We start from the raw sequence: 10,743 nt of genomic DNA, 5'->3' as shown, positions 1-10,743 counted from the left end.
CATGGTTCGAAACCGGGTTCGAGGCTGATCCGGTACGTACCGGATCACGCCGTGGTTCGGTTCTACTCCGTCGCGGCGGTGATCTTCGCGACGCCGACGAGCATCTCGTCCTGGACGGCGTCGGTCTTGAAGGTCTCGTTCAGCAGCTCGGCCGCGTCGGGGCTGACGTGGACCGTCGTGCCCTCGAGCACGGCGTTGCCGTCGACGACCTCGAGGGGCTTCAGGGTGCCACCCCAGAGGTTGAACAGGTAGGCGTCTTCGGCGGCGACGGTGCCGTTGGCGGTGACGGTGCCGTAGAGCTTCGACTCACCCGGGTCGATGCGGAAGTCGGTGAGTTCGACGACGGTGCCGTCGGCCGCGGTCAGCGAGAGGCCCGAGCCGTCGTGGTCGATCTCGCCCTGCACGTAGGGACGGATCTCGCTGTCGGGGCCGAAGTAGTCGACGTGTCCGCCCGTGATCGGGAACGAGAACGTGCCGTCGGTGAACGTCGCGGTGCCGACCACGCCCGGCGTGAGACCGAGGGTCGTGAGGGCCTCGACGAACGACGCGTCGACGGCGACCTGCGTGTCGACGCCGTTCGACAGGTCCGGGATCGTCGCCTGGGGCAACAGGCTCTCGCCCGGGCCCGGTTCGCGGGTCTGGTTCACGGGGTGCGTCGGGGCCGTGTTGTTGCTCTCGGAGTCCGAGGTCGAGGCACAGGCCGCGAGCGAGAACACGAGGGCTCCGGTGGCGACGACGCCGAGGACGCCGCGGCCGAGGGGGGAACGGTGGGGGGTGCGCATGAATGGTCCTTGTCTGTGCTGCCCGGCGGGGTTGATCGGTGTTCGACGCCCGGGCCGCGTCGGATGGGGCGAGGGGGCGACCCGGAAGGGACGCCCCCTCGCGACGCTCAGTCCTGTTCGGAGAAGAAGCGGTCGACCTTGCGGTGGTACCGCTGGCCCAGCAGGCCGCCGAGGACGGCACCGGCGAAGCTCAACACGACCACGAGGGCGAGGCCGATCAGACCGGCGAGGGACGACGACTGCAGGTCGTCCATCGAGGGCACGAACGGGTTCGGCGACGACGAGTCACCGGACTGGGTCCCGACGACGCCCACGACGATCGCCAGGACGATCGTGATGACCACACCCCAGAGCCAGGTCGCGAGCCCCTGCTTGAAGCCGCTGAAGCGGGCGATGCGCGACGCCGTGTACCCGCCGATGAGGTACCCGAAGAAGATGATCGCGAGCACCACTATGCCCGAGGTCAGCGCCAGCACGTCGGCGTTGTCGGCCGTGAAGCTGCGCAGGTCGGTCATCGCGGTCGAGCCCGAGGCGACCCCACCCCAGGCCGCGAGGACGCCGCCGAAGATCGTGATCATGACGAGGCCGAAGCCCGTCGCCGCGAACCAGCCGAGCAGGCCGGCGCCGAAGCGGATGCCGCCGAACTCCTCTTTCTGCTGGGCGAGCAACTCACGGCGCACCGACACGTGGTCGATGCCGGAGTCCTTGATCAGGGGGTAGGCGTGGGAGCCGGTGTCGCGACCGGCGGCGGCACCCGCAGCCGCGCCTCCTGCTGCTGCGGCGGTGGGCGCGACGGCGGTGGGGGCGTCCTGACCGAACGAGGGCTGACGCTCGGCCGCGGCGCGGTCGGTGGCGTCGCGCTCGGCGTCCGAGCGGTCGTCGACCCACCCGTCGTGCGACGACGAGGAGGCGCCGGTCGCCGCGGTCGCGGACGCCGCGGTGGCCGTGTCGTCACCCCGGTCACCCGTGGCAGGGTCTCCGGCGCGGGCGGCCTCGGCCGCGCGCAGGGCCTCGTCGTCGTGCAGCGGACGGCGCGTGCCGTCGGTGGAGGCGGACCAGGCCCGCTGGGCGGGCTCGGTCGGAGCCACCATGGGGATCGCCTCGGTGGGACGGCCGGCCGAGGCCGCGTCCCGGTCGGACTCGGAGAGGACCTCGGTGTCGCGCCCGTCGGCGTCGGTCGACGAGTCGGCATCGGCGGGTCGGTCGGACGCCGTGTCGCCGGGGACGTACTCGGCGGGCACCGACTCGGGCAGCGCCTCCTCGTCGGACGGGGCGGGAGCGTCGGACGCGTCGCCGGTCGCACGGGTCTCGGCCACGACCGGGCGGTCCTCGGCGTCGGCGATCGGGGCCTGCTGCGTGGGGGCGTCGGAACCGAAGTCGACGGCGGGCTGCTGCTGCGCCGGGGCGTCGCCGCCGAAGTCGACGGCGGGGGGCTGCCGGGTCGGCAGCTCGGAGCCGTAGGGCACCTCGGTCTGCTCGACCGTCTCGCCGGTCTCGTCGGACCGCGGGGCGTCGTTCTCGTCGCCGTGCCGGGGATCGCGTCCCTCGTGGTCGGGGCGGTCGCGCCGCGGATCGTTCGCGTCGGTCATGGCTCACTCCTGTCGGTGGGGTCGTTCCCTGGATCTGTGATCCTCCTGAACGTTACGCCCGAACAGCACCCCGGGCCGGGAGCCCCCGCCCTCACCCGGAGGACTCACGGGCCCGGGCGAGCCGGTAGCGTGGACGGGACCGCCGAGCGACGAAGGACGACGACGTCATGACCGACACCAGCCAGATCCCCTCCGACCCGACCGCGACCGACCCCGCGGCGACGGCCCGCCGGGCCCCGGCGGCCGGCCGCACGCGACCCAAGCCCGACATCGCCCGTTCGTGGCTGCTGGTCCCCGGCACCGCGCCCGACCGCTTCGACTCGGCGCAGGCGTCACGCGCCGACCAGATCGTCCTCGACATCGAGGACGCGGTCGACCCGGCCCGCAAGCCCGCCGCACGTGACGACGTCGTCGCCTGGCTGAAGGGCGGCGGCGAGGCGTGGGTGCGCATCAACGACCGCTCGACCGACTTCTGGTCCGACGACGTCGACGCCCTCATGGGCCTGCCCGGACTGCACGGCGTCATGCTCGCCAAGACCGAGGCCCCCGAGCACGTCACCGAGACCTTCGACCGACTCGGAGGCGCGGTGCCGGTGCTCGCGCTCGTCGAGTCGGCCCTCGGCATCGAGGAGAGCCCCGCCATCGCCAAGGCCCGCGGGGCCTTCCGTCTCGCGTTCGGCAGCGGCGACTACCGTCGCGACACCGGCACCAGCGCCGACGACCTGGCCATGGCCTACCCCCGCTCGCGCCTCGTCGTGGCCAGCCGCATCGGCGGACTGCCCGGCCCGATCGACGGCCCGACGGTGGGCAGCAGCCACCCCGTCCTGCGCGAGCAGTCCGGGGTCGCGGTCGCCCTCGGACTGACCGGCAAGCTCTGCCTCGACGTCGAGCAGTTGCCCGTGATCAACGAGGTCATCAGCCCCACCCCGTCCGACGTCGCCTGGGCCCAGGACTTCCTCGCCGACTTCGAGGGCCGCGGCCGGGTCATCCGCGACGGCAGCGACCTGCCCCGCCTCGGCCGGGCCCAGAAGATCGAGAAGCTCGCCTCGGCGTTCGGGGTGCAGCCCGCGAGCTGACCTCACGACCGAAGGAGGCGCATCCCACCCGGGATGCGCCTCCTTTCTTTTGCCCGAGTTCTCGTCGCGGTCTTGACTCGCGATAGTCAACGACATATCTTTGACACATCGCGACAGGACGTCGTGATCTCCACTTCTTCCCCCTGACCCGAGAGGAGTACCCCATGGGTACCGACTTCACCCCCGAGAACCACGGCGACCCCCGTCGCCAGCACCACGACTTCCCCGACGCCCGACGCGACCTCCCCGGCCGCGGCGAGGGTCACGGCCGCTTCGGCCGTCCGTTCGGCCGCGGGTTCCGCCCCGGCCCCGGCTTCGGCGGCTTCGGCCCCGGTTTCGGCCCCGGCGGCCCGGGCTTCGGCCCCGGCGGCTTCGGGCCGGGCCGCGGAGGACGCGGCCGGGCCCGACGCGGCGACGTGCGCCTCGCCATCCTCTCGCTGCTGTCCGACGCCCCGTCGAACGGTTACGGCCTGATCAAGGCGATCGCCGAGCGCACCGACGGCGCCTGGAAGCCCAGCCCCGGCTCGGTCTACCCCACGCTGCAGCAGCTCGTCGACGAAGAACTCATCTCGTCCGACGAGGCCGCGACCAAGAGCGTCTTCACGCTGACCGAGGCGGGCCGGGCCTACGTGGCCGAGCACGCCGACGAGATCGAGAAGGCCTGGGCCGCGACGGCTGACGACGCGAGCGACACCGACCGCGAGTTCCAGACCAGCCTGATGAAGCTGATGGGCGTCGTGAAGCAGTTCCACCACGACGGCAGCGAGGCCCAGCGGGCCGCCGCCACCGCCAAGCTCGACGAAGCCCGCCGCGCGCTCTACACGATCCTGGCGGACTGAGTCCTCGCGGGCCGGCCCGGCCCGACGGCCGACGTGAGCACCCGAGGAGGCGCGGCGCGGGTGACCCCCGCACCGCGCCTCCTTCGCGTGGTCGCGTCGCCGACCGGACCGATGTCAGGGGTCGTGGGCAGGATGGCCCCACGAGAACGACGACCTGCCGGAGGCGCCCATGAGCACCACAGACGACCCCACCACCGCGAACCCCGGCGGGCTCGACCGTGCGGGGTACGATCCGTCGTTCCTCACGGTCGACGTGCCCCTGCCGGCCCTCCACGCGACCGTGCGCGAGCTGCCCTACGTCCACTTCACGGTGTTGCTCGACCCCGTCCGGCGGTTGGCCGCCCTGACGGCGGTCAACATCGACGGGTCGTCGCTGCTCGACCTGGGCCGAGGCGACGACTGGCACCTCGACGAGCGCGTGCCCGACGACGAGCAGACCGGGCCCGAGGTCTACGCCTCGAACGACCTCGACCGGGGGCACCTGGTCCGCCGACGCGACCCGGTCTGGGGCGAGCCGGCCGTCGCGGCCCGCGCGAACGTCGACACCTTCAGCTTCACGAACGCCGCACCGCAAGCCGCCGAGTTCAACCAGTCGAAAGAACTCTGGCTCGGCCTCGAAGACCAGGTGTTGCAGTACGCCTCCACGCATCGGCAGCGGCTGACGGTCTTCACGGCGCCCGTGCTGCTCGACGACGACGCCCCCTACCGTGGCATCCGCCTGCCGCGCCGGTTCTTCAAGATCGCGGCGTGGACGACGTCGGACGGTGGTTCGTTGCGCACGGCGGCGTACCTGCTCGACCAGTCCCCCGAACTCGAGGGCGTCGACCTCGAGGCCGCGTTCGCCCGCGCGCACGAGCAGGGCGACCCACCGCCCCTCGGGCCGTACCGCACCTACCAGGTGCCCGTCCGCGACATCGCCGAGATGACCGGCTTCGACCTCGCGCAGCTCGCTGAGGCCGACACCCTGCGGCCCGTGCCCACGATCGAGCCACCGGACGGCATCCGCGAGGGGTGGGTGCCGCTCACGTCGGTCGACCAACTGTCGTTCTGACGGCCCTGCGACCCCGGCTCGTCCAGGCGGCTCGTCCAGGCGGCTCGCATCGAGCCGTGCCAGCATTCTCTGGCCATGGCACCGAACGACCGAGACCCCGTCGACCCCGCAGACACCCCGTCACCCCTGCCGCCCGAGATGCCGCGCAGCCTGACCATCCTGCGCGACGAAGACGCGCCTCCGGTCCGGGCCGCGCCCTGGCGAGAGGTCCGGGTGGCCTTCCTGGTGCCGACCACCTCGACCGACGCGGCCTCCGGTGTCCGGCACCTGCTCGACGAACCCGAACTGCACTTCTCGCCCGGGCTGCGCCAGGGGACGCTCGCGCTGATGCCCCGCCGATCGGCGCTCCTCCGCGTCGTGCTCGAGTGGGAGTGGTCGGTCGAGGCCGCGTCCTTCTCCGTGAACTCGTTCGAGCCCGAGCCCTTCACGTCCGACGAACGAGACGCCCTCGAGGCGTGGTTGCGGGCGACGGCCCGACGGCTGCAGCTGTTCGAGGGTGCGCTCACGCGAGCCGTCGCCCGGGTCGACCACGACGTGGTGCGAGGCATCGACACGAGCTCTCCCGAGTCCTCGCTGGCCGGCGCCGCGGCCGTGGCGCGGGTAGCAGGTGCGGTGACGAGCGCTTCCGGTCCGGACGAGTCGCGGCCCGGGGGCGCCCGAGCCGCCGATCTCGCCACGGCAGGCCCGGCCGCCACGACGATGCGGACGGCCACCCTGGGCACGAGACTCGCCTCCCCCGCCCACGGCGCCCCCCACCCCGTGGTCGACGTGACCCTGCCGGACGCGAGCGACCCCGGCTGGGAGGTCTTCGTCGACGCCACGAGCCGCCAGACGCTCGGCTACCGCCGGACCCTCGACGACGACGGCAGCGCCTACGCGTTCAGCTACCTCGTGGCCGACGACGTCGACGACGTCACGCCCGACGACCTGGTCGACTGGCACGACCAGCACATCCAACGCCAACTGCTCGTCGAGGACGCCCGTCAGGCGTACGTGCACCTGCTCGCCGGTCTCGAGCCGCCCGTCTCGGTGCAGTACACGGTCTGACCGACCCGTGCCGCGCCTCCCGGGCAGGCCACGCAGGTCAGGGGGCGACGTCGACGATGGCGACGAAGCGGGTGCCGACGCCGTCGACCTCGGCCCGCACGACGCCCGGCTCGGGCTCGGGCAGCTCGTCCGCCCCGTGGTCGTCACAGCTGAGGTAGGTGTACTCGGGCCACCACTTCTTGGGGCGAGCCGCCTCGTGGTAGCCGCAGACGACGCACTCCAGCTCGACCCAGACCGGCTTGCCCGTGCGGTTCGCGCGGGACTGCACCAGCCAGGGCGGCGGCGTCCGTTCCAGCGCGACGAGCTCGTCGACCGTCATCTTCGGCGGCAGGCCGTGGCGCTTGGCCATCTCGAGGGGGATGTCCAGTCGCAGGGCGGCGTCTCGTCGCGTGATCACCCGCACACGCTACCCGCCCGCCCGCATCCGCCGCGAGCAGCACATCTGTTGCCACGAGCAACACCCGACGTCAAGTCGGCCAGAGTGCCGACTTGCCCCCGAACGAGGGCCAGGCGGAAGCTCGACCCAGGCGGCACGTGCCCGATCCACCGGGTCGGCGATCACCGGACCGCCCGGCCGGCACCACGCGGCCGGCACCACCCGACACGCACCACCCGAACCAAGGGGAACCACATGAAGAAGTTCGTCGCCGCCGCCCTGACCGCCGCGGCCCTCGCCGTCGGATCGCTCGGGGTCTCGACCTCCGCCGTCGCCGCCGGCCCCGACAACACGATCCGGTCGACGGACATCGTCGGCGGCCAGAAGGCACCCACGACGCCGTGGGCCGTGCAGCTGGTCTTCCAGACCGGAGGCACCGCGAGCTACGCCTGCACGGGCGAGCAGATCAATGCCAGCTGGGTGCTGACCGCTCGCCACTGCATCGACGGCGTCACCTCGATGCAGGTGTACCACTCGAACAGCACGGCGAACCCGGGCACGGCGATCGCCGTCGACCGCGTCGCCGCCGCCCCCGCGGGCGACATCGCGCTCGTGCACCTGAGCCAGTCGAAGACCCTCGGCAGCTACCCGTCGCTGAACCTCGGGTTCCAGGCGACCTCGTCGGGCAGCGGCACGATCATGGGCTACGGCCTGCGCGCGAACTCGGTGCAGTCCGACGGTCTGTACCAGGCGACGGTCGGCCTGACCGGCCGCAGCACCGACGCCTACGGTGGGGTCGCGCAGCACCTGAACGGCACCACCGGCGCGGCGAACCACGGCGACTCGGGCGGACCGCTGATCGTGAACGGTCAGATCGTGGCCGTCTGCTCGACCGGCGACGAGGCCGACCCGGGCGCGAACACCCGCGCCGGGTCGAACTACGCCGTGCTGTCGCAGAGCGCGAGCTGGATCCGCTCGACGGCCGGCCTCTAGTCCGCGAGCGGGCCGGTCCGTCGGCTCCGGGCGACCTGGGACGCCCGGCCCCCACGGGCCCGCCCGCCCACGAAGCGCAGGAGGCGCGCCCCGGTCACGCGACCGGGGCGCGCCTTGCGTCGTCGTGGCGACCCGCGCCTCCTCGGGGGCGTCGTCCGCCGGACGTCAGACGATCGGCTTCTCGAAGCAGATCGACTGCGGGATGGTCGTGACGTAGGGCTCGTAGGTCGGGATGCGGGTGAAGCCGATCTTCTCGTAGAGGGCCACGGCGTCGGGCTGGCGGTCCCCGGTCTGCAGGATGAGACGGCGTGCCCCGCCCTCGCGGGCGACCGCCTCGAGCTCGGCCATCAGCAGACGGCCGATGCCGCGGCCGCGTTGACCGTCCGCGACGATCACGCGCTTGACCTCCCATTCGCCGTCCCGGCTCTGCACGAGGGCGTGGCCGACGGGCGTGCCGCCGTCGGCACCGTCGTCGGCGACCACCAGCACCGTGGCCAGCACGTTCGACGGGTGGACCGTGAGGGCGGCGTTCCGCGCCTCGACCACGGCGACGGGCTCGACGACGTCGCGGTGGTAGCGGACGGTCATCTCGGCGTCCATGGCGTCGCGCAGGGCGACGGCACGGGGGTCGTCGAAGGAGACGCGTTCGAGGTGCAGCGGGGGCAGGGCGGAGGGAGCGGTGTTCGTCACCAGACGATTCTGCCCCCTCGGGCGGGACCCGTCGGACGTGCTACAGGCGGACGCCGCGTGCAGACATGAACGGCACGGGGTTGGTCGAGGCGCCGCCCACGCGGGTCTCGAAGTGCAGGTGGCAACCGGTCGAGTTGCCGGTCGACCCGACGAGCGCGATCAACTGGCCCGCGACGACGCTCTGCCCGCGGGACACCTTGATGCCGCCGTTGACGATGTGGCCGTAGGCGGTCGAGACGCCGCCACCGTGGCTGATCTGGATGTAGTTGCCGTAGCCGCCGGTCAGGCCCGCGAAGCTCACCGTGCCCGAGGTCGCGGCGTAGATGGGGCTGTTGCAACCGGGGGCCAGGTCGATGCCGTCGTGCATGCGGTAGACGCCGGTCACCGGGTTGACGCGCATGCCGTAGCCGCTCGACATGTAGCCGGCGCTGGGTCGCACCCAGCCCGAGCCGGTCGAGGCACCGCCACCACCGGACGAACCACCGCCGGTCGACGGAGCGGGTGCGGGAGCGGAGGGCGTCGAGGGCCGGGCGGCGGCGGCAGCGGCAGCCGCGGCGCGCTGCTGACGGAGGGCCTCCGCCTGGCGGGCGGCCTCGGCGGCAGCCGCAGCCTTGCGGGCCTCTTCGGCCTGACGTGCGACCTCGACGCCGGTGGCGTAGTCGGCCTCGGTCTGCAGGCTCTGGTCCTGCAGCACGGCGAGCTGACCCTGGAGGCGCGACTCGTTCTCTTGCTGGGCGGCGACGGCGGCCGCGGCGGCGTCGGACGCGGCCTGCGCCTCGTCCATCGACACCTGGGCGGCGCCCTGCAGCTTCACGAGGGCGTCCGAGGCGACCTTGGCCTGGTCGGACAGCGACTGCGCGACGTTGCGGTCGTTCACGGCCTGCTGGCGGATGCCGTCGGTCTGCTCGGTGAGCTTGCTCATCGCGCCGAGTCGGTAGAGCAGGTCGTCGGCCTGCTCGGTGTCGCCCACGAGCTGCGAGGACACGTTGCCGCCACCCGTGCGGGCGAGCTGGGCCGAGACCTGACCGGCGCGCTGCTCGCTGGCGTCGGCCACCGCGGCCTTCTCGTCGGCCTGCGACTGCAGTTCGGCGAGCTTGGCGGCACCGGCGTCGGCGTCGGCCTGGGCCTGCTCGAACTCGGCACCGAGACGCTCGGCCTCGGCCTGGGCGGTGGTGGCGTCGCTCGCGAGCTGGTCGAGGAGCCCCTGGATGCGGCTGACCTCGGAAGCCTTCGCCGACTCGCTCGACCGGGCGGCCTGGACGTCGTCCCACGACGGGTACGAGGCGGCCTGCGCGGGCGAGGCCCCGAGCACCGTGCCCGACACGACGAGCGTGAGGCTGAGCAGCACCGTCGCCACGGCGGCGGCGGCGGCGCCCTGTCGGCGGGGCAGGGTCACGGGCGAAGTCACGGAAGAGCACCTATCTGTGGTCGGCCCCGAACCCGCAGGACGCGTCGGATCGACGGTCGTCGGGGGGTGGGGAACCTGATCAGCCTACGGGCGGAACCGCGAAGGGTAAACCCGCACATCAAGGTTTCTCGTCATCGGCTTGTCCCCAGTCGGGGGTTCACAGGGGGATGCACGACATGACTCCAGTCACACGCGTCACACGATCTGTACCCCGAATGACGAGGAGGCGCGCGTCGGCGACACCCGTCGCCCACGACGACAGGCATCGCGCCAGCGTGCCGGCACCCGCCGCCCGGGACCTGGCCCGGGCGACGACGCGGACGGGCCCCGGACGGGCTCGGACGCGGAGGCGAACAGGCCCGGACGCGCCGTCCGGGTCAGTCGACGAACGCCGAGTTGAGACGGTGCAACGCCGCGGCGAGCGCGTCGACCTCGGCGGCCGTCCACCCCTCGAGCCGGTCGGCCAGGGCGGACCGGTTCGCGTCGACCGACCGGGCGAGCAGATCACGGCCACGGGCGGTCAAGGTGAGGGCCTGCCCTCGTCGCCCCTCGACCGCGGCCCCCTCGCCGGGCTCGACCAGGCCCAGCTCGACGAGTCCGCCGAGCTGGCGCGAGACGGTCGAGCGGTTGAGGCCGAAGTCCGCCGCGATGTCCGTGGCCCGGCAGCCGGGGTGGGCCGCGATGAAGGTGACGAGCGAGTGCTCGACGAACGACAGCGGGGCGCTCTTGTGCCGGGCGCGGGCGACGGCCCGCCGCGACACGGTCTCGAGCTCCGAGTAGACCGTGTCGATTCCCCGCTGCCCCCGCTGGTCCGTCACGGGGTCAGCCTAACGGCGGACGGTCGGGAACACCGAGGGGATCGTTTGTGTTGCATAATGCAACTGTAGACCCG

11 protein-coding genes are annotated in these 10,743 nt (G+C 72.8%); 5 read left to right on the top strand and 6 right to left on the bottom strand.

Translation table 11 applies throughout. From position 1 onward, the window contains the following. Nucleotides 1–62: 62 nt before the first annotated feature. Entirely contained in the window at nt 63–782 is a 720-nt protein-coding gene (locus BIV04_RS05910; RefSeq protein WP_071255128.1) for a hypothetical protein, read from the bottom strand. 107 nt (nt 783–889) lie between these two features. Beyond that, nucleotides 890–2,371 carry a CvpA family protein gene (locus tag BIV04_RS16400; protein ID WP_083396193.1) on the bottom strand — a complete coding sequence of 494 codons (1,482 nt, stop codon included), beginning with the start codon at nt 2,369–2,371 and terminating at the stop codon, nt 890–892. A 167-nt stretch (nt 2,372–2,538) separates the two neighbouring features. On the opposite strand from BIV04_RS16400, the gene BIV04_RS05900 reads away from it, so the two are divergent. The 4 genes from BIV04_RS05900 to BIV04_RS05885 all read left to right on the top strand — a co-directional run bounded on the left by BIV04_RS05900 (nt 2,539) and on the right by BIV04_RS05885 (nt 6,384). Next, nucleotides 2,539–3,447 carry a CoA ester lyase gene (locus BIV04_RS05900; RefSeq protein WP_083396192.1) on the top strand — a complete coding sequence of 303 codons (909 nt, stop codon included), beginning with the start codon at nt 2,539–2,541 and terminating at the stop codon, nt 3,445–3,447. Nucleotides 3,448–3,611: 164 nt separating this feature from the next. Further along, the gene (locus tag BIV04_RS05895; protein WP_071255126.1) at nt 3,612–4,286 is read left to right on the top strand and encodes a PadR family transcriptional regulator; all 675 of its coding nucleotides are present in this window, start codon (nt 3,612–3,614) and stop codon (nt 4,284–4,286) included. A 169-nt stretch (nt 4,287–4,455) separates the two neighbouring features. Continuing rightward, on the top strand, nt 4,456–5,337 hold the full coding sequence (locus tag BIV04_RS05890; protein WP_071255125.1) for a DNA/RNA non-specific endonuclease: 882 nt from the start codon (nt 4,456–4,458) through the stop codon (nt 5,335–5,337). A gap of 75 nt (nt 5,338–5,412) precedes the next feature. Then, the gene (locus BIV04_RS05885) at nt 5,413–6,384 is read left to right on the top strand and encodes a hypothetical protein (protein ID WP_071255123.1); all 972 of its coding nucleotides are present in this window, start codon (nt 5,413–5,415) and stop codon (nt 6,382–6,384) included. A 37-nt stretch (nt 6,385–6,421) separates the two neighbouring features. On the opposite strand, the gene BIV04_RS05880 is transcribed toward BIV04_RS05885, so the two are convergent. Continuing rightward, a complete protein-coding gene (locus BIV04_RS05880) occupies nt 6,422–6,781 on the bottom strand; it encodes a hypothetical protein (RefSeq protein ID WP_071255325.1) in 360 nt (119 codons plus the stop codon). 234 nt (nt 6,782–7,015) lie between these two features. On the opposite strand from BIV04_RS05880, the gene BIV04_RS05875 reads away from it, so the two are divergent. Next, nucleotides 7,016–7,753, top strand: coding sequence for a trypsin-like serine protease (locus tag BIV04_RS05875; protein WP_071255121.1), 738 nt, complete (start codon nt 7,016–7,018; stop codon nt 7,751–7,753). 165 nt (nt 7,754–7,918) lie between these two features. On the opposite strand, the gene BIV04_RS05870 is transcribed toward BIV04_RS05875, so the two are convergent. The 3 genes from BIV04_RS05870 to BIV04_RS05860 all read right to left on the bottom strand — a co-directional run bounded on the left by BIV04_RS05870 (nt 7,919) and on the right by BIV04_RS05860 (nt 10,669). Beyond that, nucleotides 7,919–8,443, bottom strand: coding sequence for a GNAT family N-acetyltransferase (locus BIV04_RS05870; protein ID WP_071255119.1), 525 nt, complete (start codon nt 8,441–8,443; stop codon nt 7,919–7,921). Nucleotides 8,444–8,483: 40 nt separating this feature from the next. Then, nucleotides 8,484–9,851 carry a M23 family metallopeptidase gene (locus BIV04_RS05865; RefSeq protein ID WP_143048578.1) on the bottom strand — a complete coding sequence of 456 codons (1,368 nt, stop codon included), beginning with the start codon at nt 9,849–9,851 and terminating at the stop codon, nt 8,484–8,486. A gap of 377 nt (nt 9,852–10,228) precedes the next feature. Then, entirely contained in the window at nt 10,229–10,669 is a 441-nt protein-coding gene (locus BIV04_RS05860; protein ID WP_071255117.1) for a MarR family winged helix-turn-helix transcriptional regulator, read from the bottom strand. Nucleotides 10,670–10,743: the final 74 nt, after the last annotated feature.

It is taken from the genome of Frigoribacterium sp. MCBA15_019 (genome assembly GCF_001864945.1).
Classification (GTDB): domain Bacteria; phylum Actinomycetota; class Actinomycetes; order Actinomycetales; family Microbacteriaceae; genus Frigoribacterium.
The sequence above is the reverse complement of the archived record's forward strand: the minus strand, read 5'-3'. Positions and strand labels throughout refer to the sequence as shown.

Bases quoted from the DNA above. Each gene is read 5' to 3' on its own strand.
- BIV04_RS05910 (WP_071255128.1), bottom strand. From the start codon at position 782: ATGCGCACCCCCCACCGTTCCCCCCTCGGCCGCGGCGTCCTCGGCGTC.
- BIV04_RS16400 (WP_083396193.1), bottom strand. From the start codon at position 2,371: ATGACCGACGCGAACGATCCGCGGCGCGACCGCCCCGACCACGAGGGA.
- BIV04_RS05900 (WP_083396192.1), top strand. From the start codon at position 2,539: ATGACCGACACCAGCCAGATCCCCTCCGACCCGACCGCGACCGACCCC.
- BIV04_RS05895 (WP_071255126.1), top strand. From the start codon at position 3,612: ATGGGTACCGACTTCACCCCCGAGAACCACGGCGACCCCCGTCGCCAG.
- BIV04_RS05890 (WP_071255125.1), top strand. From the start codon at position 4,456: ATGAGCACCACAGACGACCCCACCACCGCGAACCCCGGCGGGCTCGAC.
- BIV04_RS05885 (WP_071255123.1), top strand. From the start codon at position 5,413: ATGGCACCGAACGACCGAGACCCCGTCGACCCCGCAGACACCCCGTCA.
- BIV04_RS05875 (WP_071255121.1), top strand. From the start codon at position 7,016: ATGAAGAAGTTCGTCGCCGCCGCCCTGACCGCCGCGGCCCTCGCCGTC.